Here is a 21,250-nt window from a genome sequence, read left to right as displayed (position 1 = left end):
ACACTTCATCGGAAAAAAATAACAAATGAAACAGCCGTATCTCTGGGTTTTAAAACCATGTTTGCTGGCGATGCTCTCTTCCGGCGCCTGGGCTGAAGAGCCTAATGAAGACCAGCTGGTCGTCTCCGCCAGCCGCGCCCATCGCAGCGTTGCGGAAATGGCGCAGACCACGTGGATAATTGAGCAGGCTGAAATCGAGCAGCAGGTTCAGGGTGGTAAAGAGTTGAAAGAAGTGCTGGCGCAACTCATTCCTGGCATGGACGTCAGCAGTCAGGGCCGAACCAACTACGGTATGAACATGCGTGGTCGTTCCATGATGGTAATGGTAGACGGTGTCCGCCTAAACTCATCACGCAGCGACAGCCGCCAGCTTGATTCCATCGCTCCCTTCAACATTGAGCGTATTGAGGTGATTTCCGGCGCGACCTCACTCTACGGCGGCGGCAGCACCGGTGGCCTGATTAACATCGTCACCAAAAAAGGCCAGGCAGGCACCGAAGTGGAGTTGCAAACCGGTACCAAGAGCGGCTTTAACAGCCATAACGATCATGATGAGAATATCGCTGCGGCCGTGAGCGGAGGTAACGACAAGGCCTCCGGTCGTGTGTCCGTGGCTTATCAGCGTTATGGCGGCTGGTATGATGGCAAAGGCGATGAGGTGATCATCGATAATACCCAGACCGGGCTGCAGTATTCGGACCGTCTGGATCTGATGGGCACCGGAACGCTGAACATCGATGAAAACCAGCAGTTGCAGCTCACCACGCAATATTTCAAAAGTGAATCGGATGGTAAGCACGGGCTGTATCTGGGCGAGAACTTCTCGGCGGTGACCGGTTCGGGTAACGCCTATAACGCTGGAAATCTCAACTCCGATCGCCTGCCCGGCACTGAACGCCACCTGATAAACCTGCAGTACTCTAACACTTATTTTCTCGGCCAGGATTTAGTAGCGCAGATTTACTATCGTGATGAAAACCTGACTTTCTACCCCTTCCCCACTCTCAGCGGTGGTCGGGTAACCAGTATTGGCGCGTCAGAGCAGAAGACGGATTTCTACGGCGGTAAGCTGACTATAAACAGCAAGCCCGTTGATTCGCTTTCGCTGACGTATGGTGTCGATGCTGAGCACGAAACTTTCGATGCCAATCAGCAGTTCTTTGACCTGAACACTGCGGCGCAGAGTGGCGGGATGACGCTGGAAAACGCCTATAACGTTGGCCGATATCCGGGCTACAGCATCACCAACCTTGCGCCTTTCCTGCAGTCCAGCTATGACATTGATGCCATCACGCTAAGCGGCGGTGTGCGTTATCAGTACACGAAAAACAAAGTGGATGATTTTGTTGGCTACGCCCAGCAGCAGGCCATAGCCACTGGTATTGCAACATCGGCTGACGCCGTACCGGGTGGCTCAACCAATTACAATAATCTGCTGTTAAACGCGGGGATCCTGGGCCGCATTACCGAGCGCCAGCAGGTTTGGTTTAACTTCTCACAGGGCTTTGAAATTCCGGATCTGGCGAAATATTACGGCTCAGGTACCTACCAGTTGGAGAACGGGCATTACAAACTGACCAACAGCGTTAACGTGAATAACTCTAAACTGGACGGCATTAAAGTTGATGCCTACGAGCTCGGCTGGCGCTTCACCGGTGATAATCTGCGTACACAGCTGGCGGCTTACTATTCACTTTCAGACAAAACCATCAGCATCAATAAAACCGACATGACCATTAATCTGGACGACGATAAGCGACGAATTTATGGCGTTGAGGGTCAGGTCGATTATTTCTTCAGTGACAGTGAATGGAGCAGTGGCTCGAATTTCAACATCATCAAATCAGAAACGCGCGTCGACGGAAAATGGGAGAAGCTGACTATCGACAGCGCCAGCCCGTCTAAATTCAGTGCCTGGCTGAACTGGGCACCGGGCGACTGGAATCTGCGCGTACAGAGCACGCAAACCTTCGATGTTTCCGATGCTGATGGCAAGAAAATTAATGGCTATAACACCGTTGATTTCCTGGGGAGTTACGCACTGCCGGTTGGAAAACTCAGCTTTAGCGTCGAGAACCTGCTGGACAAGGATTACACCACTGCGTGGGGACAACGCGCACCGGGGTTGTACAGCCCGACCTATGGTGATGCCGGACTCTATACTTATAAAGGACGCGGCAGGACTTTTGGCCTGAATTATTCGGTCGTGTTCTGATCATCTACTGGCATCTGCTCAGGCAGATGCCAGTAGATGAATAGGTAGAGTCAAGTAAGCTAAAGATACTGAAGATTTAAGCCCGTCATATTTGTGACTTAGCGTATTGCTTTAACTTCTATCCCCTCCTTTATGAGTGACCCTGACCCGAAATCCTGCTCCATTCAGAAACAGAATTCCGGCATGATATTCACTTCCCCGAGCGGAGTTTGTGCCGATGGAAAAGTCACGATTCACCGAAGAGCAGGTTGTGCTGAGCAGGGTACGCCCGTGCCCGAAGTCTGTCGCAAGCTGGGCATCTAAGACGCCAAGTTTTACACCTGGCGAAAAAAAGTACGGCGGGATTTCGCTTTCAAAACTCAAGCAAATGCGGCAGCTCGAGGAAGAAAACCTTCGCCTTAAAAAGCTGGTTGCCGACCTGAGCCTCGACAAGGCCATGCTGCAGGACTTGCTGGCAAAAAAGTGCCGAAGTTGCCGCGCAGGTAGTGACCGTTAACCGGCGCACCGTTTTCTTCCTGCCAGGCGATCAGGTCCACGGTCACAAGATATTTAAACTGCTGATAAAAAAATAATTATGTTTGTACGCCCTTTGATTGTTACTCCTAAACGCTGATGTCGTGCGTAACAACTCACCGATGTCGTCTCTGAACTAGCCTTAAATCTCCACAGGCTCAGCTCAGGATGCAGACTTTATGTTGGTGACTATGACAGATAAAGATCTATACCGGCTCGACATCATTCAGCGCGTTCACGACCACACTTTGCTGCAGCGTGAAGCTGCCCGCCTTCTCGAACTTACCGTAAGCACGGCGCGTCTTGTCTAAAGAGCCCTTGTAATACTGAAAATACCAATGACTGCACTTTAAGTGCCGCTTTACAGATTACGCACTTAACCGAATATTACTGTTACAGCCATAGCTAAAACCTGCTGAGTCTTAACTGAATTTTCAGACATTTCCGCCGATAAGTGTTGAGGGCATACTTTGTGCCAATCCTTGTTGACCAGGAGAGATAATGTTTCGAAATTTATTCGGTAAACAGTCCGCCGCAGAGCAGACGCAGCCATATATCGCTGAAGAGCAAGTCAATAAAGCGCTATATGTGGACCACAGTGATACCATTCTGCTGAAATGTGTTGTGAGCCTCAGTCAGAAAGGATTTTGGTATGTTGAGGCTCCGGTTCTTGGAAGTGACGCGCCTGTATTTTTTTCACCTGAAGCCCGCCAGCTTTTGTCATTACCTCTTCAAAGGGCACTAGGACTGACGTCACTTACACAGATGGTACATCCTGATTCCAGAGATGATTTTAGACGCTTAATAAATTATACGCTCAACCACGGCGATGTTAATAAACCGTTGCGATGCCTCTTCAAAACTGACGCAAATGATTTTCAGTGGTTTCGCATAAGTGCATCATACTGTCAGGAGTTTACGCCGCCACGTCTCGTGGCAGTTATGGAAAATATTGAAGAAGAAACCGCTCAGTCTCGCCTTTTTGAAATTGTTTCCACGCGCTTTGACCTATCTCGGGAAATGCTCAATGATGGACTCTGGGACCTAGACATCATTGGCGGAAATCCGCTGAACCCTGACAACGTATTCTGGTGGTCACCGCAGTTCAGAAAGCTGCTTGGCTTTGAAACTATTGAAGAATTTCCAGATGTGATGGATAGTTGGGCGTCACGCCTTCATCCGGATGACAAACAAACTGCACTCGATGCTTTCGTCAGCCACCTAATGGATTTCAGCGGTAAAACCGGTTTTGATATTGAATATCGTCTTAGATTGCGCAGCGGTGAATACCGGTGGTTTCAGGCTCGAGGCCAGACTAAACGTGCATCTGATGGTACGCCTCTGCGTGCGGTAGGCGCGCTTATTGATATCCAGGGCCGTAAGGATCGGTTGCTCCACGAGGAAAGCGAGGGCAGGCGAAATATTCAGACAGCCGAAACTGCAAAAGAAATTGCCGAGCTGGTTTCTGAAAACGCAAGTATAGCGGCGCAGATTAAGCTCATTTCATTGAACGCCAGTATTGAAGCCGCAAGAGCAGGTGTACATGGCCGAGGGTTTTCCGTTATCGCCAGTGCTATCAGGGGGCTGGCGGAAAGAACGGCAGATATTACAGGACAGATTTCTCGTCTTCAAATGCGAATAAGGAATTTTGCCAGCAGTACAGAAAATCCTCACAAGCATTGAGCATGCATCAACGTTTTTCCTGGCTGACTCAACATCTATTCCGGAGTAAAGCCTGTCTCTGGATTAATGTGGCCAAAGCTTGACCGCGGCCATATGAAATTAACCCCCAGAACGTCTTACATTCCTAAATGCGAGCGTGTTCTGGGACTCCTTTATCATTTTTAACCGAATATTATTACCTTTTCATATTTGTCGGCCTGTGTCATATAGCAGACATGCTCTCTATGAGTGGAAAGCTAACTTTTATAATGCAGAGAAATTTTTCTTCAAAATTCAAGAAAACGCATTATATAAACATTTTCATCTGGGTGCTTTTTGGTAATCATTCCAAGTAATGAGTCCCATTTATTACTGGTCATGCGGCATCTGCTCCCTATAATCTGGGCGGACATAGAAAACGTCTATTCATGCGATTGATACTATCCCCTATCATGGCCACACTGCCCGAACCTTGGATTGCTGCAGGAGGATTGGTCCGATTACTACGCCGACTATGAGGACTTGTCAGCGGTACGGCAGCAAGTAGACTAGTCAAAGCACTACCCATCCGAAAACCTCAATTGCAAAGATCGGCAAGTCTGTTTTTGTGTTTCACAATGTGATTTTCGCTTGAGCTTTACCGGTAACACTCTATGTTAATGAGGAGGCTTAAATCACACATATGGAAGGAAGGTTAACTATGGCAAAGTGTAATATATTTAAAGTAATCGAATTGTCTGCAATTCTTGTCTTCGCGTTAGTTTTGATTTATTTTGTCGCAACCGGAATATTTTCATCTCTTGGTATAGATCATTCATGGCCATATCCTAGCAAGTAAATGAGGTCGGCCCCAGGGAAAACAATTATTTCTTGACTATAAAAATAATAAACCTTCATTCCGCTGTCTCTTAAAAAGGGTTGATTCGCATAAATCGACCGTATAAGCAAACGTGAACCGCTGTATATTTCCATAAGGAGAAACCCTCTTACTATCATTAACCCCATGACACTCATTTTTTTAAAAATATAAAAATGATCTCTCACCTGCAATGATAGCCTGATGAAATTACTCCCCTGAGATTTGCATTGCTTTATTCTGTTAATATTTAACTGATTTGGCAGCAATGGATGCGTTGTTAGTTATAATCAGCCTTGGCAGTCGAATGTTAGAAAAATTTCAGCATGTTTAATCTAAATATCTCAACTGAAGTTCCATGCAGTTAAAGTAAAAACTGACTGATTTTGGGTCAGTAAAAGCAATAATACCTGAACCTTTGAACCTTGATTATGGGGACGATTTTTTAAGTCACTTCACTCAATGATCCATACCCACTAGAGGTTGGTGAGAGGCATACATGAAAATATGATAATATCATGTACGTTCAAATGCTTAATCTAAAACTGAAAGCTAGCAATGAGCGGATAGTAAAATTTCAGTTTAGTGTGCGAATGAAGCTGCAGAAGTTAGCCATAACCTCTGATGCTCTTCTTCCTCGGGCAGACCTAGAAATCCATGCCAATGATAAAGTTCTTAATAATTTTCATCTATCTCATCCTTTTTGAATATGAAGCTTATGAAAGTTGATAACGAGTTGTTACTTTCTTTACAAGGTGATAACTATAATCAATTATTTACACGATGTGCTAGTACATCTGAAGAAACTTTCAAGCCTGTTTGAAAAATATATTATTTATAAATAGTTAAAGCTTGGTAAAACTACGTCGATAAGCTCTGTTGCAATATTTAACATTTACATCAGGGTTCATATGACTATTACACAGCGTTTGTTGCTGGTATTTTTTTTACTGGCATTATCACTTCTCGCGATTGTTTCCGTTTCACTCTCGGTAATCTCAGGCTTCCAGTCTCGCTTTGAATATGTTCAGGCCAATGCAATTCCCAGCATCAAGGATCTCAATAAATCAATTAGTTACACTAATCAGTTAGGCATTGCACTCTACCGCCATCAGACCGCTTCAGGTAGTCAAGACCAGAACCAGGCTGAGGAAAGGATAAAAGATCTGCTGAATACGTTAAAGTCGCTTACGGATTATTACATGGAAAACGATATCTCCAGTGATGAAGATAAAGCGATGACCGAGCAGGCTTTTCATAACATTGATGCGGTTCGTGAGGCCTTACCGGCTTTTTTATACGCCTCAAAAAGCCAAGACAATACGCTTTCTCTGGCTTTACTAAAAGGTGAAAATGGGGTGGGCGCCGCAACACGTAAAATGGAGTCAGAGTTCACGAAGCAAATTGATTTGAATATAAAAATTGGTGCTGGTTTAAGAGAAATCAACAAGAAAATCTACACACAGACTGTTTGGATGATGAGCGGAGTGTCAGTGTTAGTCATCATCGGTCTCGGTATATTTTCTACCAGTATTATCCTTGGCATTAAGCGTAGTTTGAATAGTATGACCAATACTATGACTGATGTTAGCAATAACCTTGATCTTACTCTAGTAGCTCCAGTACTTAGAAATGATGAAATCGGTCAAACCGCATCAGCATTTAACAACTTGTTGATAAAAGTCTCGGCAACACTTTTGTCTGTTAACCATGCGGCACAATCAGTCAGCACAGGCTCCACCCAGATAGCTGCAGGGAACGAAGACTTATCATCACGTACTGAGCAGCAGGCAGCTTCGCTAGAGCAAACCTCAGCAAGTATGGCCACTTTAAGTGATACCGTTCGTCAGAATGCTGATGGTGCAGTTCAGGCCAGTGAGCTAGCGAATAATGCTAACGATTTATCCCAGCGAAACGGGAGTGCAGTCAGTCAGATGCTGGAAACAATGTTAGAAATACGTGGAAGTTCCTCAAAAATTTCCGAAATTACAGGTTTGATTGAAGGGATTGCATTCCAGACCAACATACTTGCGCTTAACGCTGCGGTAGAGGCCGCGCGCGCTGGTGAGCATGGTAGAGGATTTGCAGTCGTTGCTTCTGAGGTTCGTAATCTGGCCCAGCGCTCCTCAACTGCTGCTCGCGAGATAAACGAGCTTATTTCAGTTTCCGTTGCTCAAGTCGAACAGGGTCTTGAGCAGGCAACGCACGTGGGTAATAATACAGAAAATGTCAGTAATGCTATCCAGCAGGTTGCCGATCTGGTTAATGAAATTGCTGCAGCAACCTCTGAACAAAGCAAAGGCATAGAGCAGGTTCATCTTGCCATTGGACAGATGGACGAAGTCACACAGCAGAACGCTTCCTTGGTTGAAGAAGCTTCCTCTGCATCTAAGTCTTTGCAGGAGCAGGCTGAAACCTTGTCGAGGCTGGTTTCTACGTTCATTTTAAACGAATCCACAGCTCAGGTTGGTGTAGCAGTTAACGCACAGAAAGCCAGAACGTTACAACTTCAAAAGAATACTCCGTTAATTGCTCCAGAGGTGAGTAAGGCAAACTGGGAAAGCTTTTAGTTCTTAACTTTCTAACCATCGATTTACCCAACGAAAGCGCTATTTAATCAGCGCTTTCACTTTTTACGCTTGGCTGTAAGTCTCAGAATATCAAATGTCTGTGAAAAATATTTGGCATGTAAAAATCTAAATATAAAACACAAGTCTCCATTTCCAAAATATTTCACAGCTCAACTTGTTATTACAATGGTTTAACATTACTTAGCGTGGCTGAGGAGGAGCATGGATTTTTTAGGTCCATTAGTTACTTATGGCCTACTCTGATAAAAGTCAGGTCCATTTTTAAATGGTCTTGCCAACAATTTGAAGCCATTACATCCTCCCTTAGTATGAAAAACCTCGATTCCACTGATAGATACCTCAATTTGCAATCAATGCTGTTCATACAAAAGAATATTTATATCAAAGCTCTTGTCAGGAGAAAAAGCAGTACCAATTAAAACCAGATTTTCGAACATCATCACTTTTTTTTAGAAAGAAAGTTACTCAGAATTAGTATCATAAATTACCTAAATTTGAATTTTTTTTATTCCTTGCTAATGTTTATTAGTGTTCATAACTAAAGTTTTATAAATATTTTTTATTCACTCTCGTCAGGAGTTAACATGGTCACACATCGTGGTGGAGCAGGTAATTTCGCTGAGAATCATGAAAGAGCAGTTGAGGCTGGCCGAAAAGGCGGCCGCGTAAGTGGTGGTAACTTTAGGAATGATCCGGCTCGCGCCGTCGAGGCAGGGCGTAAAGGAGGAACCATCAGTAAACGCAAGCCGTTGTCACAAGATCATTTAGAATAAATAAATTTTTTTAAAAGCCGCTTGCAGCGGCTTTCTTTAATCTTTGTAACTTTCTCTTGCTAGTAGTCATTATATTCTCAACAAAGTTATCCCAACTCTGTCTGCTGATGTTAAAATTAGGTGTGCCAGATTATTGGATTACGTAACCAGCAACCTTAGTATCCCCTTCTCAGTTGTATAAGCAGCAGATCCGTTTATGTCTTGATTTCTAACGCGCTGAAACTTTTCATGCATACAGATTTAACCATACGGTAATCGATTTTTTTACAGATACTACGCGGAAGTAGTCAGTAGCACTGAAGAACGAGCACATGTATACCTCGCATGCTCCCCAGAGAAACAAGCAGCCATGACCCTGAGTTCAACGCGTCCGCAGTATACAAATATGGCTTAAACCTTGAATGTCTCCACCATTCCGCGCTGTGCCTGTTCTGAAAGTGACTGTTAGGCGAATGAGGATTCTTCCATCAGAGCTGCATTATTCTGCGTTCCCCCGTCGATCTGGCTGACGGCAATGCTGACCTGAGAGATGCCCTGCATCTGTTAGGATGAAGCCAGCGAAATATTATCCATGGCCTCGGCCAGTTCGCCCACCATACCGACAATTTTCAGTATGCTGCACCTGCACCTGCACCTGCGACCACACCGCTATCAACAACACTTACTGCCTCCGTCATCAGTTGCATGATGTCATGCGCGGCATTAGCACTACGCAGCGCAAGCGTCCTGTCAAAGCTGCCACTGTAAGCCCGAGTATATAGGGGTGGAATTAATTTCTGATGCGATTTAAGCGCGGGAAAAGCGGAGGGTTTCGTACCTGACAGGGTCTCCGGCCTGTACACGCCTGCGCGCGACCGGTGAGGATCTCTTCTTAGTCGTGTTCCGGCCAGAGCTGGACTAAGTCCTTTGGCGTCAGTTCTTCTCGTCGTTCAGGCCTGCCCCGGCTCGTGTAAGCTCTTCAGCCAGCATCTGGCTTCGGATATTTCTGTAAGCCGCTTATCGCTGCTGCCAGTCTCAGCCATGCGTCCGAGTTCGGAAATAAGCGAATGCACGCTTATTTCTCTTTCGCCCGGAGCAAGACTCAGTGCCGCTTCGTCAATAATGACGCGCCTTTTCCCGTATTGTTGAATAGACAAATTTATTACCTCTGTTTTACGTTGATGACAGCCTCACGCCACACTTTTGACACCGCTGAATAAAGCCCCCGAAGGATGTTCTGAAAAACCACTATTCCGCAATGATTTATTTTGATTACAAGGCTACGAGTGCGTTAAAAACTATCGTTTCAGACTTTCTGAATGTTTATTCAGCGTCTCATCATGTCCGTTGCCGGTCCGGTTTGAGAAATGGCGGCTGGCTGCTATGGTGCCCGTGACAATCTGTGGCAATACGGAGCCTGAAATGCTTACAACAATAATTTACCGGAGCCACCTCGCTAATGAGGTACCCGTCAGCGTTCTGCCGGGCATGGTGGAGAAGGCCAGCCTGCTGAACGCCCGACATCAGGTCACGGGGATCCTACTCTTTAACGGCACACACTTCTTTCAGATTCTGGAGGGGCCGGAGGAAGGCGTACTGGACATTTACGGCCGCATCTGCGCCGACCGGCGCCACCACAACGTGGTTGAGCTGATGCGCGACTATTCACCGTCGCGCCGCTTTGGCAACCACGGCATGGAGCTGTTCGACCTGCGCCATCACGACAGCGGCAGCGTGCTGCAGGCGGTGCTTGACCGCGGCACGTCTAAATATCGTCTGACCTATGACGACCGCGGCCTGCAGTTCCTGCGAACCTTCGTGGAAGCACGTGAGAAAGAAAACTACTTTGAGGTCCTGCCCGCCGACTACTGGGACTTCGTGCCGGATGACAATGGGTCACCGGCTGCGGCAGCGGGCGTTACCTTCCGCCCGGTGGTCGATCCGCTCGGCCGTAAGGTCACGGCCCTTGAGGCCCTGCCCGATGACGCGCCGGCGGGGCTCTCCGGCGAGGCGCTGTACGAGCATAATCTCGATGCGGTCATCGGAGCGCTGCACAGGGCCGGCAGGGCATGCCCTGACGACATCATGCTGTACCTCAGCATTCTGCCTATGACGCTGGTTTATGTTCCGGACGCCGTCAGCCGGCTCGTCAGCGCCATTGACAGCGCCGGAATGGTGCCGCAGCAGATCATACTGGGTGTTAGCGAGACGGAGGTCATTTCTCAGCTGGAAGCATTTTCTCAGGCGGTGCGCCAGCTGAAGCAGGCCGGCATCAGCCTGTCCATCGATAACTTTGGTGACGGCTCAGCCGGACTGTCGCTGCTGGCGCACGTGCAGCCTGACCGCGTGCGCATCGGCGCCGGGATCGTTCGCAATATTCACCGCAGCGGCCCCCGTCAGGCGGTAGTACACGCCGTGCTGCGCTGCTGTTCGGCGCTGGAAATTAACGTGATCGCGGCGGGCATTGAGCAGCCGGAGGAGTGGATGTGGCTGGAGGCGGCGGGGGTCACTGATTTTCAGGGCGCGCTGTTCACCGCTGAAGGCGCGGCCGTCGCCTGGCCGGAAACACGGGAAGCCGTCTGAGGCACGGGAACAGAAAGGGGCCCGTGGGCCCCGGATGATTAACAGGCTGCGGCACGCTGAGGCGGGTGCTGCGCGGCCATAACGGCCGCCGGCGCTTTAGCCCTTTCCTGCCGCAGCGTTCTGCCGCGGTTGGCCTTTTCAAGCCAGGTGCGGAAATGCGTCGTCATGACCGCCGCGTGCTGCGCGTCCGGCGTGCGGTAAATCAGCAACCGGCTTTTGGTCTGGTTTGTGCAGTCGATGGCATAAATCTCGATGCCGGCGTCGCGCTGCTCGCTTTCAATTGCTGTGAAATGCATCTGAGGCCAGCGGTTCACCTTCAGCATAAACTCACCTAAAATCATTTTTTTTACCTCTTATTGTTTTAAAACCGGTACTCTCTTCACTGGTCCGCCCAGTGTAGAACTGGTTGCAAACTCTGCAAGTGGCCAACAAGACATTAAGCGTAAAGGTTTCGTAATCCCCCTGTTTTCAGCGACGGAGGTACCTCCAGCATGCGCCAGCGGGAGATGTCCGGCAATCCGCCGGCAGGCTATCGCTGCAACAGGGTTTAACGCACAGGAGACGCAGCAATGCTTAGCTAACACAGGCTTACTCAAATCGCCGGTAATCCGGAAAATCATGACGCAGAGGCCGTGGCGATGGCGCAGGAACTCCTGCAGCTGCGTCGCACGCTGGGAATGCCCTGGGCCGTGGTACAGCCGCTGGGCGAACTTTACGTTGAGGACTGGAATGCGGCCATGATCTGGCCGGCGAGCCTGGCGGAGCGCGGCGACGTCTGCCTGTATCGCCTGGAGAAGCCTTAACCGGTGGCGGAGCCCGCACCTCCAGCAGCAAAGCAGCGCGGACGCAGCAAGAAAATGTCCGCGCAGGAGTGAGGCACCGTCAGAGCAGGATACCTCCCTCCCTGGCAGCGTTACCGTGGCGCGTATTTACACTGCGGTGAAAAAGTTTTATGCGGACAGATTACCCGTTCATGTCCAGGCCAGGTGGCTGTGGTAAGCTCTGCGCCCGAAACCTGCTGCCGGATAACCCCATGAAAAATGACTTTGAAGAAAAAATGGCCGACATCATGATTGGCGAGGCCGTAACAGCGCTGCTGGATGAGGACGTGGCCATCAGCTGGGCTGTCCTGACAGACCGCCTGCGCGCGGCGATTGAGCATGAAACGGATGAAGACCGCGTTCGCGCGGGCCTGCGCGCTATCGAAGAGGTCCGGCGGGAAATGCACATTCGCGCCGATGAGAAGACCGGGGTCGCCAGCGCTGACAATCTGTCATCGCAGAAGCTTCACTGAAGTCACCCGGGCCGCCGCTGTATCTGCTGCGGCGCCTTTCAGTTATACTGTACACTTATCCACCTTACGGACGGAGGTCATATGAACGATGACACCACCGCCGAAGATATCTACGCCGTTATCGGAACGGTCGTGGCGCGCCTTCTTAAGCCGGACCAGTACCTCACCCTGCACGAAATCACCAGCGCCTTGCACAGCATGGGCGAGTCGGCTGGCGCTGCCGCATTGCGCGAAAATTGCGAACGCGCGGTCAGACTCCTGGCTCAGCAGATGCACTGACCTTCAGATTTATCCCGTTATGACGCGTTTCCCTCGCGCAATAACTGTGGCGCGCCACACTGTTAAAAGTGAAATCTTTTAAACCGGGAGGTGCCTGTGAAAGTCTGGATTGCCGTAACCCTCGCCGCCGCAGTCACCTGCTCCTTGTGGGCTTCGCAGGGAGGATTCGACTCTCCGCCTGCGCTGAATGCCGCGCAGGCTGCGCAGCACAATTAATCTCATAAGGCTTCATCGTCGGGCGTTTTACCCACCACGATTTCCAGCGCGCTGCGCAGCACGTCAAGCTCGTCCATGTCTGAGGTGCTTTCGAGCTCGGCAATCAGGTAAAGGATGATCGCTTTGCTGGTCACCTTTTTACCGTGGATAACGATATCGCGGATGACAGCGTCCAGCACGGCGGTTTCAGCGGCCAGTGCGTCGCCGCCGCTGCGGAAGTGCTGGATGATGTATGCTTCAGAAGTGTTAAGTTTCTCATTAACTTGCATGATGTTATCCGTCAGGCCCTGCGGGCTAATGTGGCCAGGCAAATGCCTGAAATAAAAACGGCCACCCTCCGGTAGCCGCGTCCTGCGGGCGTCCTGCCACTATCCGCTATAAACGGAAATCTCAGCTGAGGCTCAGTGCTTACGACCACTGTCAGGTGAGAGCTCATCATTAAAAGCCAGTATTGCTGCATCACGAGTGTTACTTAATCGTGGAAGAGTAGCTTCAACTTCCTGAATAGCCATCATTACTGCTTCCCGTCGCTCAGCATCCTGTTCAGTTTGAGTCATGGACTTAAGCACGCCAATCAGCCTTACAGTGCTGATGTCATCGTCGCCATCAAGCATAGCTATGACAGCATCTCCTAAAACAGCGTCAACGAGTCTTTCTGGTTTACTTCTTTGCATACCCGCGCCTTATGGTGCCTGTCCTCCGGACAAAGTGCCGGTCGCCCAGTCCGGACGGCCCTTGTATGCATGCTGCGGGGCGTTTCACCTGGAAATTAAAACTTAACGCTCGAACAACATACCGATAAGCGTCTGATAATGACGCTCTTCTTCCTGACTTGATGCCGCTTCAAGGCGGTGTAACAGCTTGGTGCAGATGGCCTTACGGTTGAGGTTCTTGCCCGAGCGCAGGATTTCGCCGACAATCTGCCCAAGGGTTTCCTGTTGGGTCGGCGCCGACGCCTTGCTGAAGTAGTGTGCAATGTCGCTCGCGGCATCCGGTAATTTCGTGACATTCTGACGCATGGTGAACCCCTCAATGGTTAAAATGTAGTCGACTCTGTCTGTCCATAAAGTTATACAATCAAATCAAACTTGTACAGCAATTGTGATGCTGTACAAGTTATCTTTTTTTTGCAAAAAGTGCTAGCCGTTACTAAACAGTAGCTTACGTGAGTATCAGCGCGCGAATGATGAATGCGATAATAAAAGGGTTGTACAGCATTAAGAAAGCTATGGCTGGCCTGCGTGTTGCGAGAGACGCTGGAAAGAGGTCCGCCCGGTTTTTGTCCCGAACGGGCGTAAACCCTTCAGTGAACTGAGCCCTGACCCGCTCCGGTAACCCATCTGAGCTCGTCACGGTTCCCTGAAGCTGGCATGAACCCGCGGAGCCAGTGTTTCGCCTCTCTTATCTGCACGCAGCGCGCAGGATTTTCCTCGATGGCAGCCATCTCAGCCAGCGCCCTTACAAGCGAGTCAACAGTAATATCCGCATTATTTAGCGCCAGATGAATCACAGCTTCGCCAATAATCAGCTGATTTTCGTTGTGATAATAATCAGGCATGCTCCACTCTCCATCAGCCTTATTACGGTATTTCAGTGTAGCGGTTTAATGAGCTGAAGTACGGTCCGGAATGGTTATTTTCAGCGTAGCGCTTCCTTAATGCGAAATAAATTCAGTCCCGTTAAGAAAAAAACGCCTTAAATTCATAATACTGACAGATTATCAGGGATAAAGTTCAGAAAACACTGAATAAACCTTATGTGGTCCCTGAAATCGTTTTCATCTTTAAAAGTTAAAGTCATATGGGATTTAATCTCAGGAATGGATTTAACACGATTTGAAAATATTGCAGGCCTTCTTAGAGAGATATTGCCTGTAGAAATGCGCAGCGGGCTAGAAAAAATCATGCGATAATTCGTTATAATTAATCTCCGCCGACCCCAGGGGAATTAGGTAATATTAATTTCCTAATTGAGATCGCCGGGATAAAATTTCACCGCCGGTGCGAATCTGTTTGCCTTAATTAAATTTCAGGTTTAGGGCCCCGGCGGCTGATAAGTCCGCCCTTACGGCCAGCCACGCGTGCGCGACCGGGGCGGTGTTTGAAGTTGCCTCCGCTGGCTGTACCGCCTTTGTTGCCCGTCCGGAGAGGCGCGTGCCGGGTCGGCCGCGAAGTTTCCGGCACCACTGCGCCTTACTGTTGTCATGATATCTTTCTCCAGATAAAAAAATGTCCTTTGTATCAGGCAGTGAAATCCTGCAGGTCTGGCTGATACTCACTGTCCGCCGCGCACATTTTTTCGTAGATACGACGGTGGACACGTGCTGCAGGACGCCTTAATCTGAAATGCTGGCGTTATGAGCCCCCCGGCTTGCTACTCCGGCGATATACGCAGGTTGTGTGGGCTGAACGGCGCGTGACATCCCTCCGGTGGAGAGTTGTTCTGCAGCCGCGTCGTTCCGCATACGTATTATTTCTGCGCAGCGTTAAGGGGGTGCGTACTGATGACAACCCGTCGTCTCAGGTGGCTTCCTGGCTCGGCGCCCCAGCAGAAGGCGGCCCAGTGACCGCAGAACGCCAGCCAGCTGCGCACCGGGTGCAGGCAGCCCGATTCGCCTGTGCCGTCCCACACGTATACGTAGTGCTCCGGGTCGCGCAGCGCCCAGGCAACCATCCCTTCCCACATCACTTTTGCCGCGTTGGTCTGCGCGCTGTCGGTAATGATGATCGACCAGCGATGACGAAAATGGCAGAAAAACCGGCGCGCCAGGCCGTGCACCGCCACCTCGTGCTGCGGCTGGCGGGTGCGCCATACCATGACCTGTATGCAGGCGCGCTCCGGCGAGGTAAAGTCTTCGGCTTCTTCCAGCCTCACTGCATATGCGGTCTCCGGCTCTGGCTCCTGCGTTATAAGCCTGAACTGTCGCTCTGCTCTGTTCTGCCATAGGGTGTAGCCGAACGGCGTCACAAACCCGGGCAGCGTAAACGGCTCCACGTCGCGGGAAAGAAATGCGCGGGTGTCGGCCCGGTTGGTGTCTTCCGGATTCAGTACCTAACTGAAGCAGGTATCGGGCAGGGTAATGGGCATGCTGTCGTCCGCCGGTATTTTTCTGTTCACTGAGCCTCCCCTTATAACCGGAGCGTTAATTTTATCGCTGAATTGTCTGCAATAACTGGTGGCGCTGTTTAAAGGATGGTGCACCGGTGGATTACTGCTGTACACGCGCCGGTACATCGGTTACTTTGCGCCCGACCTCATTCTTTATGCACGGGTATTTCATGCGACAGGACGGACTACCGCCGGAAAAAGATGCCGGGCTGACTGGCTACTTCAGCCAGGTCACCCACCCCGGCCAGATTGCGCTGCTGGGACGAATCACCGTCGATATCCTGCGTCAGGAACGGCGTCTGACGCGCACAGCGCTTTGCCTTAAGCTGATTGCGCGCCTGGACTGTACCGGCGATGAGGCCGAGGCGGCACACCTTACGGCGCTGCTCCGGATGCTGTTTAATCGCTGAATCCGGAGCGGAGTGCCGGCGCGGCACCGGTTAAGGATTGTCCGTCGAAAGAAGAGAGCGGCAAACGTAATGCCGTGCTGTCCCGCTGTAAATACACCGTCCGCAGATGGCGGTTACAGATAAACCAGACTTCGTCGCGGTCGTTGGAAAGAATGAAATAGGCGTCAGACGTTTCCGACGGGTTAAAGCACCCCAGCGCCCGGTAGGCCGTCGTTAGGCTGAACCCGCTCAGCAGCGGCAATGGCCGCGGGCCGCCCGGCAGCTCTTCTACCCTGAGATACATACCCTCTTCCATCCACAGCATGGCCACCTCCGCAGCGCATCTTCATTCTTCTGTAAAAGTACGGCGCCGGGTACCTCCCGGTGATTCAGGAGGGCTATCATCTGAATTGCGCCTTTGTTTCTGCTATACCTGTGTAGCCTGGCCCTGTCGTATAAAGGGATTCACCATATTAAGAGCATAACTGCTAGTCAGCTTTTATTACTAACGTCAGGCTAATGTCCACTACTTGCGAACAGCGGACATTCATTTTAAGATTTTGTATTCAATTTCATTTTGCGTTGCATCACCAGTCTTGTCATAAGAGTTGAATTCTGCTCAGCCCCTTCCCTTATGTAGCGTAGCAAAGTGTCCGATTAAACAGCAGCCTATAAGTATCCCCACACCCTATTGCCACTGACCTTATACCCTGAAGGCCTCAACCATTCCGCGCAGCGCGTGTGCCTGCTCAGACAGTGACTGTGAGGCAGACGAGGATTCCTCAACCAGCGCGGCGTTAGTCTGGGTTACACCATCCATCTGACTGACGGCAATGCTGACCTGGGATATACCCTGCATCTGTTCGGATGAAGCCAGTGAAATGTTATCCATGGCCTCAGCCAGCTCGCCCACCATACCGACAATTTTCATTATACTGTGCCCTGCATCTGCGGCTGCGACCACGCCGCTGTCAACAACACTTACTGCCTCCGCCATCAGTTGTTTGATGTCATGCGCGGCATTCGCACTGCGCTTTGCAAGCGTCCTGACTTCACCCGCCACCACGGCAAATCCCCGCCCTTCTTCACCTGCCCGGGCGGCCTCCACTGCAGCGTTTAAGGCCAGAATGTTTGTCTGGAAGGCGATACTTTCAATTACGGATGTGATATCTCGCACCTTCGCAGCGCTAACAGATATGGCATTCATTGTGTCTGACACGCGCTGTACATCTGTACCGCCTGAACGGGCAACTTGCGCTGCTTCACGGGCTGAACCCGCTGTCTGCTGTGCACCCGCAGTATTACTTTTCACTGTAGCGGTAAGCTGCTCCATGCTGGCGGCCGTTTCCTGCAGCGCGGCCGCCTGCTGCTCGGTGCGGGAAGAGAGTTCGGTATTACCCTGCGAAATTTCATCCGCAGCAAGCGCCACGGAGCTGGCGGAATCCTTTATCTGAGAAATAAGCCTCCGCAGGTTTGCCTGCATACCATCCAGTGAAGCCAACAGGCTTGTTTTATCATTACCTCGCAGAATTACCTGACTCGTCAAGTCGCCAGAAGCAATTGCTGCTGCGAGTATCTCAGCATCTTTTGGTTCCCCGCCTAACTGGCGCATCAACGTCCTGACTATCATAAAAATGGTCAGAAGAGAGAACAGGACTGAAAGAGTCGTGAGTGAGAGAAGTAAAACGGAAGCCTCACGTACAGATGCGCTATTAACTGCTACCGTATCCCGGCTAAGCTTATTCTGTACATCGGTAAGCCCATCCAGGGCATCGGACAGAGCCTTCTGAGCCGGGCGCGCCGTATTCAGCAGATAGTCAGCGGCTATTTCTGACTGGCCATTGTCCATCCCCATTTTTCCTGCAACTGTCAGTGTATTCAGAGCGACACTGTCTGAGGACAGAATACGGTCTAACGCTGATTTTCCTTCAGGGGAATCGTTATGCATCATGCTGGCAACCAGTTGTTCGCGTTCCTGAAGATACTTTTCATGTAAATCACTGACCTTTTGCCATTCATTTTTCTCCTGCTTAGGGTCTCTGAGAAGAACGATGTCTCTGACTGAAACTGCCATGTTATTAACTGCAGCACGCATGTTCAGGACAAGCGTAAGGCGCCTCATTTTGTAATTTACCGTATCGTCCATGCCTTGCCGGGATTCCCTGAGCGCGTGCAGAGACAGGCCGGTACAGATTAAAAAGCAGACAACCAAAAAACCGTAGCCTGAGAAAAGACGAACCGATATTTTCATTTTTTTTCCTTGTGGGCGGGAGAACAACTTCTTTATCGGCATGGAGCCAGATACTAGTAGCTTTGATGAGTTACGAACTGTTACTACCTCTCTCAGCACAGTTGCTTGTTTGCGAGGCCGCCCGGCTACCGTGAGGGCACGGCGCTTATGCCCGCCGTTGCCGGCGCGCAGTAGAGGAGACGGCCATAATGCGGAGCGCAGCGACAGCCTTTTTACGTGCGTCAGCACGGGAAAGGCCGCACGGGGTCGGCTCCCTTCAGCAGCGTTCCTCCCTTGCGGCCAGAATGGTGTCGGCGCAGTGTCGCAGGAAATACCAGCTGAGACTGACGTCTGCATCGAGCGTGGCGTCGGCCAGCGCGATCGTGGCCAGCACCTCCCCGTGCGTCAGCTCCGGCGCCACGTCGTCGAAGTCATCGGATACCCACAGGTGCACCACGCAGGGCGTATCTGGCGCAAAGCGCTGCAGCTGTTCGGCCAGCTGGCCAGTTGTATGAGGTTGATTCATGGTCACTCCGGTTTGCAGGTTGCACGGCATCAGCGCCGTGACGTCACGCCAGCCGGGCCAGTGCGCAGTACGCAGGGTCGAGGGACGAAGCCGCACGCGCCGCCGGAGCGGACTGAATGTCCCGCGACCGGCGGGGAACGGGTGAGTTACGAGGCGAAGCCTACCTTTCGGACGAAGCGGCCCGGCTAAGGTGAAGTCACGGCGCCGCCCGACGGCAGGGAGGGAGGTTGCATGCACTTTTTAAGGGAGCAATCAGGCACCCTTTATGACGGCGCTCATGAAACGCTGCCGGCAGCCGAAGATATGATGTACACACCCGATAATTGCGGAACACAACAAATGGCCAGAGCCCTTCCCCCGACCTACCTCCCGTTTTCACCTCCCTGCCTGGCAGAAAAGCTCCGTGAAATCGCTGATTTGCTGGAGCAACGCAGCACCTTAATCCGTACAGCGGAGCGCCACTACACTACCGGCAGCCACGGTGAGCCGGTAACTGTTATTCACATTGAGGTACGGGATTAGTCTGAATGAAGTTTTAAACAGCGACAGCGAGGGTGAATCCTGCTGACTGACCATTTCACGGCTGCAGTCAAAATAACCAGAGTATCGAAAAAGTGCCTTTCTCTGACCGGCTGCTTTGAGCGAAAGGCGGACGTTAGTTTTTCAGGCCTGTTTGTACACAATCGGCCTGAGTACTGAAATATCCCAATAAGCTGCACAAAGAGTGTTACGCAAAGCTCTTTATTATCAAGAGGCGTGAAAGTCTTTTTAAAATGGCCTTCTGTGATTTTCAAACTGCACTGATGACCCGAAGAAACCGACGTCAGAACGTGCTGCACAGACTCACGAACATTCAGGTTGCGTATGAAAGAATTATGGAAGCGTGGCATCCTTCAGTAAGCCATTTACCAACAGGGTAAAAACCTGAATCGCTTTTGGTAATGCATGCTGCGGATCTTCGCTGGCGGCCACCCATTGAGCGGCGTTCAGTGCGGCACCGTTTAACAGCCAGGCGGTGGCATCTACATCTACCGGTTGGATTAAGCCGCGCTCAATCAGTTCTGAAATGCTTTCGCGAGTGGCGTCGAGGCAGTTATTCTGACTCGGCCATTTTGTAGGATCTCCAAGAAAAGCCGGCCCATCAAGCAGAACGATGCGCCGGACTTCTTCATCCAGCGCCATCCTGATATAGGCTATCCCTTCAGCCAGAAGCTTTTGCTGGTCATCACCGGAATGTGCCGCTGCACTTTTGGCGCTTCGAGCCATTTCAGAATCAATCTGAGTAACCACCGCGGCAAGTAACCCTTTTTTATCCCCAAAATTATGGTACAGAGCCCCGCGCGTCAGGCCCACGCTGGCGGTCAAATCATCCATCGATGCTGCTGCAAATCCTTTTTCGGCGAAGGCTTTTCGTGCGGCCGCAATCAACTTTGTGCGGGTTTCTTCCATCATTTCGGCGCGGCGTTTGGCAGACATCCGGACTCCTTGCAATATACGCAGCGTATGAAGTTTGACATACGCGGCGTATGTGTGATTAAGTTTACATACGCCGCGTATATTAATTCATTTATTTATGCCGTGCACCCGCTGGCGCACATTCAAAGAAAGGATACGTTATGAACCAACCGAAACCCGTTTTCCCTGCAAATCGCCACGCTCTTTATGAGAAGCATGGTTATTCTGCCGCGATCCGCTCTGGTGATTTACTGTTTGTTTCCGGTCAGGTGGGTAGCCGGGAAGACGGTACACCTGAACCCAACTTTGCAACGCAGGTAGAGCGTGCCTTCGATAATCTTAAGGCCACACTTACCGCTGCAGGATGTACGTTTGATGATCTTATCGATGTGACAACCTTTCATACCGACCCTGAGAATCAATTTCCAACCATTATGCAGGTGAAACAAACCGTTTTCCCGGAGCCCCCGTATCCGAACTGGACAGCCGTGGGTGTTAACTGGCTGGCGGGCTTTGATTTTGAGATAAAAGTTATCGCCCGAATTCCTATACATCAGGAATGAAAACTCCACACACAGATA

General features: G+C 50.4%; 21 protein-coding genes and 3 pseudogenes. 12 read left to right on the top strand and 12 right to left on the bottom strand.

All coding sequences use genetic code 11. The features are described from left to right. Nucleotides 1-25: 25 nt before the first annotated feature. From AC07WB_RS23210 to AC07WB_RS23190, 5 genes and pseudogenes are all read left to right on the top strand, one after another. Complete coding sequence (locus tag AC07WB_RS23210; protein WP_494941478.1) at nucleotides 26-2,215, top strand: TonB-dependent siderophore receptor; 2,190 nt, start codon at nucleotides 26-28, stop codon at nucleotides 2,213-2,215. Nucleotides 2,216-2,432: 217 nt separating this feature from the next. Further along, nucleotides 2,433-2,678: pseudogene (locus tag AC07WB_RS23205) on the top strand (transposase); the annotation flags it as partial. A gap of 551 nt (nucleotides 2,679-3,229) precedes the next feature. Further along, the gene (locus AC07WB_RS23200; protein ID WP_494941477.1) at nucleotides 3,230-4,411 is read left to right on the top strand and encodes a PAS domain-containing protein; all 1,182 of its coding nucleotides are present in this window, start codon (nucleotides 3,230-3,232) and stop codon (nucleotides 4,409-4,411) included. Nucleotides 4,412-6,157: 1,746 nt separating this feature from the next. Beyond that, nucleotides 6,158-7,816 carry a methyl-accepting chemotaxis protein gene (locus AC07WB_RS23195; protein WP_494941476.1) on the top strand — a complete coding sequence of 553 codons (1,659 nt, stop codon included), beginning with the start codon at nucleotides 6,158-6,160 and terminating at the stop codon, nucleotides 7,814-7,816. A 605-nt stretch (nucleotides 7,817-8,421) separates the two neighbouring features. Further along, nucleotides 8,422-8,610 carry a con-10 family general stress protein gene (locus tag AC07WB_RS23190; RefSeq protein ID WP_072093446.1) on the top strand — a complete coding sequence of 63 codons (189 nt, stop codon included), beginning with the start codon at nucleotides 8,422-8,424 and terminating at the stop codon, nucleotides 8,608-8,610. Between the two features lie 444 nt (nucleotides 8,611-9,054). Here the strand turns inward: AC07WB_RS23190 and AC07WB_RS23185 are convergent. Continuing rightward, a pseudogene (locus AC07WB_RS23185) lies at nucleotides 9,055-9,338 on the bottom strand (methyl-accepting chemotaxis protein); the annotation flags it as partial. A 673-nt stretch (nucleotides 9,339-10,011) separates the two neighbouring features. On the opposite strand from AC07WB_RS23185, the gene AC07WB_RS23180 reads away from it, so the two are divergent. Further along, a complete protein-coding gene (locus AC07WB_RS23180; protein ID WP_494941475.1) occupies nucleotides 10,012-11,172 on the top strand; it encodes a diguanylate phosphodiesterase in 1,161 nt (386 codons plus the stop codon). Between the two features lie 38 nt (nucleotides 11,173-11,210). On the opposite strand, the gene AC07WB_RS23175 is transcribed toward AC07WB_RS23180, so the two are convergent. Further along, on the bottom strand, nucleotides 11,211-11,495 hold the full coding sequence (locus AC07WB_RS23175) for a hypothetical protein (protein ID WP_494941474.1): 285 nt from the start codon (nucleotides 11,493-11,495) through the stop codon (nucleotides 11,211-11,213). Between the two features lie 315 nt (nucleotides 11,496-11,810). Here AC07WB_RS23175 and AC07WB_RS23170 point away from each other — a divergent pair, with 315 nt between their 5' ends. The 3 genes from AC07WB_RS23170 to AC07WB_RS23160 all read left to right on the top strand — a co-directional run bounded on the left by AC07WB_RS23170 (nucleotide 11,811) and on the right by AC07WB_RS23160 (nucleotide 12,745). Next, complete coding sequence (locus AC07WB_RS23170; protein WP_161804883.1) at nucleotides 11,811-11,975, top strand: hypothetical protein; 165 nt, start codon at nucleotides 11,811-11,813, stop codon at nucleotides 11,973-11,975. Nucleotides 11,976-12,205: 230 nt separating this feature from the next. Beyond that, on the top strand, nucleotides 12,206-12,466 hold the full coding sequence (locus tag AC07WB_RS23165; RefSeq protein WP_049852687.1) for a hypothetical protein: 261 nt from the start codon (nucleotides 12,206-12,208) through the stop codon (nucleotides 12,464-12,466). Between the two features lie 81 nt (nucleotides 12,467-12,547). Next, nucleotides 12,548-12,745, top strand: a complete 198-nt coding sequence (locus tag AC07WB_RS23160; RefSeq protein WP_049852688.1) for a hypothetical protein — start codon at nucleotides 12,548-12,550, stop codon at nucleotides 12,743-12,745. Nucleotides 12,746-12,963: 218 nt separating this feature from the next. Here the strand turns inward: AC07WB_RS23160 and AC07WB_RS23155 are convergent, their stop codons facing one another. The 6 genes and pseudogenes from AC07WB_RS23155 to AC07WB_RS23130 form a co-directional block, all read right to left on the bottom strand. After that, nucleotides 12,964-13,230 (bottom strand): biofilm development regulator YmgB/AriR family protein, encoded by a 267-nt coding sequence (locus AC07WB_RS23155; RefSeq protein WP_049852689.1) that lies wholly within the window; start codon nucleotides 13,228-13,230, stop codon nucleotides 12,964-12,966. Nucleotides 13,231-13,362: 132 nt separating this feature from the next. After that, entirely contained in the window at nucleotides 13,363-13,635 is a 273-nt protein-coding gene (locus tag AC07WB_RS23150) for a hypothetical protein (protein ID WP_312464204.1), read from the bottom strand. A 102-nt stretch (nucleotides 13,636-13,737) separates the two neighbouring features. Further along, nucleotides 13,738-13,980, bottom strand: a complete 243-nt coding sequence (gene ycgZ / locus AC07WB_RS23145; RefSeq protein WP_336779080.1) for a regulatory protein YcgZ — start codon at nucleotides 13,978-13,980, stop codon at nucleotides 13,738-13,740. Between the two features lie 284 nt (nucleotides 13,981-14,264). After that, the gene (locus AC07WB_RS23140; protein ID WP_049852692.1) at nucleotides 14,265-14,519 is read right to left on the bottom strand and encodes a hypothetical protein; all 255 of its coding nucleotides are present in this window, start codon (nucleotides 14,517-14,519) and stop codon (nucleotides 14,265-14,267) included. Nucleotides 14,520-14,982: 463 nt separating this feature from the next. After that, a pseudogene (locus tag AC07WB_RS23135) lies at nucleotides 14,983-15,166 on the bottom strand (con-10 family general stress protein). Nucleotides 15,167-15,430: 264 nt separating this feature from the next. Continuing rightward, nucleotides 15,431-15,835 carry a hypothetical protein gene (locus AC07WB_RS23130; RefSeq protein WP_494941473.1) on the bottom strand — a complete coding sequence of 135 codons (405 nt, stop codon included), beginning with the start codon at nucleotides 15,833-15,835 and terminating at the stop codon, nucleotides 15,431-15,433. A 404-nt stretch (nucleotides 15,836-16,239) separates the two neighbouring features. On the opposite strand from AC07WB_RS23130, the gene AC07WB_RS23125 reads away from it, so the two are divergent. Beyond that, the gene (locus AC07WB_RS23125) at nucleotides 16,240-16,479 is read left to right on the top strand and encodes a biofilm development regulator YmgB/AriR family protein (protein WP_336769020.1); all 240 of its coding nucleotides are present in this window, start codon (nucleotides 16,240-16,242) and stop codon (nucleotides 16,477-16,479) included. On the opposite strand, the gene AC07WB_RS23120 is transcribed toward AC07WB_RS23125, so the two are convergent. The 3 genes from AC07WB_RS23120 to AC07WB_RS23110 all read right to left on the bottom strand — a co-directional run bounded on the left by AC07WB_RS23120 (nucleotide 16,469) and on the right by AC07WB_RS23110 (nucleotide 19,214). Further along, nucleotides 16,469-16,783, bottom strand: coding sequence for a hypothetical protein (locus tag AC07WB_RS23120; protein WP_494941472.1), 315 nt, complete (start codon nucleotides 16,781-16,783; stop codon nucleotides 16,469-16,471). The genes AC07WB_RS23125 and AC07WB_RS23120 overlap by 11 nt on opposite strands. A 378-nt stretch (nucleotides 16,784-17,161) precedes the next feature. Beyond that, on the bottom strand, nucleotides 17,162-18,709 hold the full coding sequence (locus AC07WB_RS23115) for a methyl-accepting chemotaxis protein (RefSeq protein WP_312464209.1): 1,548 nt from the start codon (nucleotides 18,707-18,709) through the stop codon (nucleotides 17,162-17,164). A 256-nt stretch (nucleotides 18,710-18,965) separates the two neighbouring features. Next, entirely contained in the window at nucleotides 18,966-19,214 is a 249-nt protein-coding gene (locus tag AC07WB_RS23110) for a hypothetical protein (RefSeq protein WP_049852804.1), read from the bottom strand. Nucleotides 19,215-19,445: 231 nt separating this feature from the next. Between AC07WB_RS23110 and AC07WB_RS23105 the strand changes: the two genes are divergently transcribed. After that, nucleotides 19,446-19,736 carry a hypothetical protein gene (locus AC07WB_RS23105; RefSeq protein ID WP_049852697.1) on the top strand — a complete coding sequence of 97 codons (291 nt, stop codon included), beginning with the start codon at nucleotides 19,446-19,448 and terminating at the stop codon, nucleotides 19,734-19,736. Nucleotides 19,737-20,087: 351 nt separating this feature from the next. On the opposite strand, the gene AC07WB_RS23100 is transcribed toward AC07WB_RS23105, so the two are convergent. Next, nucleotides 20,088-20,690 (bottom strand): TetR/AcrR family transcriptional regulator, encoded by a 603-nt coding sequence (locus AC07WB_RS23100; RefSeq protein WP_494941471.1) that lies wholly within the window; start codon nucleotides 20,688-20,690, stop codon nucleotides 20,088-20,090. 140 nt (nucleotides 20,691-20,830) lie between these two features. On the opposite strand from AC07WB_RS23100, the gene AC07WB_RS23095 reads away from it, so the two are divergent. Then, a complete protein-coding gene (locus AC07WB_RS23095) occupies nucleotides 20,831-21,232 on the top strand; it encodes a RidA family protein (protein ID WP_494941470.1) in 402 nt (133 codons plus the stop codon). The last annotated feature ends 18 nt before the right edge of the window (nucleotides 21,233-21,250 follow it).

The sequence above is a fragment of the Pantoea sp. GW821-FHT03E06 genome, from assembly GCF_059420725.1.
This window is presented reverse-complemented; position numbering and strand designations above follow the sequence as displayed.

What these genes read in the sequence shown, in the direction of transcription:
- AC07WB_RS23115 (WP_312464209.1), bottom strand. Translation starts at nt 18,709, where the DNA reads ATGAAAATATCGGTTCGTCTTTTCTCAGGCTACGGTTTTTTGGTTGTC.
- AC07WB_RS23150 (WP_312464204.1), bottom strand. Translation starts at nt 13,635, where the DNA reads ATGCAAAGAAGTAAACCAGAAAGACTCGTTGACGCTGTTTTAGGAGAT.
- AC07WB_RS23125 (WP_336769020.1), top strand. Translation starts at nt 16,240, where the DNA reads ATGCGACAGGACGGACTACCGCCGGAAAAAGATGCCGGGCTGACTGGC.
- AC07WB_RS23195 (WP_494941476.1), top strand. Translation starts at nt 6,158, where the DNA reads ATGACTATTACACAGCGTTTGTTGCTGGTATTTTTTTTACTGGCATTA.
- AC07WB_RS23165 (WP_049852687.1), top strand. Translation starts at nt 12,206, where the DNA reads ATGAAAAATGACTTTGAAGAAAAAATGGCCGACATCATGATTGGCGAG.
- AC07WB_RS23155 (WP_049852689.1), bottom strand. Translation starts at nt 13,230, where the DNA reads ATGCAAGTTAATGAGAAACTTAACACTTCTGAAGCATACATCATCCAG.
- AC07WB_RS23110 (WP_049852804.1), bottom strand. Translation starts at nt 19,214, where the DNA reads ATGAATCAACCTCATACAACTGGCCAGCTGGCCGAACAGCTGCAGCGC.
- AC07WB_RS23105 (WP_049852697.1), top strand. Translation starts at nt 19,446, where the DNA reads ATGCACTTTTTAAGGGAGCAATCAGGCACCCTTTATGACGGCGCTCAT.
- AC07WB_RS23200 (WP_494941477.1), top strand. Translation starts at nt 3,230, where the DNA reads ATGTTTCGAAATTTATTCGGTAAACAGTCCGCCGCAGAGCAGACGCAG.
- ycgZ (WP_336779080.1), bottom strand. Translation starts at nt 13,980, where the DNA reads ATGCGTCAGAATGTCACGAAATTACCGGATGCCGCGAGCGACATTGCA.
- AC07WB_RS23170 (WP_161804883.1), top strand. Translation starts at nt 11,811, where the DNA reads ATGGCGCAGGAACTCCTGCAGCTGCGTCGCACGCTGGGAATGCCCTGG.
- AC07WB_RS23100 (WP_494941471.1), bottom strand. Translation starts at nt 20,690, where the DNA reads ATGTCTGCCAAACGCCGCGCCGAAATGATGGAAGAAACCCGCACAAAG.
- AC07WB_RS23210 (WP_494941478.1), top strand. Translation starts at nt 26, where the DNA reads ATGAAACAGCCGTATCTCTGGGTTTTAAAACCATGTTTGCTGGCGATG.
- AC07WB_RS23120 (WP_494941472.1), bottom strand. Translation starts at nt 16,783, where the DNA reads ATGCTGTGGATGGAAGAGGGTATGTATCTCAGGGTAGAAGAGCTGCCG.
- AC07WB_RS23175 (WP_494941474.1), bottom strand. Translation starts at nt 11,495, where the DNA reads ATGCTGAAGGTGAACCGCTGGCCTCAGATGCATTTCACAGCAATTGAA.
- AC07WB_RS23140 (WP_049852692.1), bottom strand. Translation starts at nt 14,519, where the DNA reads ATGCCTGATTATTATCACAACGAAAATCAGCTGATTATTGGCGAAGCT.
- AC07WB_RS23190 (WP_072093446.1), top strand. Translation starts at nt 8,422, where the DNA reads ATGGTCACACATCGTGGTGGAGCAGGTAATTTCGCTGAGAATCATGAA.
- AC07WB_RS23160 (WP_049852688.1), top strand. Translation starts at nt 12,548, where the DNA reads ATGAACGATGACACCACCGCCGAAGATATCTACGCCGTTATCGGAACG.
- AC07WB_RS23180 (WP_494941475.1), top strand. Translation starts at nt 10,012, where the DNA reads ATGCTTACAACAATAATTTACCGGAGCCACCTCGCTAATGAGGTACCC.
- AC07WB_RS23095 (WP_494941470.1), top strand. Translation starts at nt 20,831, where the DNA reads ATGAACCAACCGAAACCCGTTTTCCCTGCAAATCGCCACGCTCTTTAT.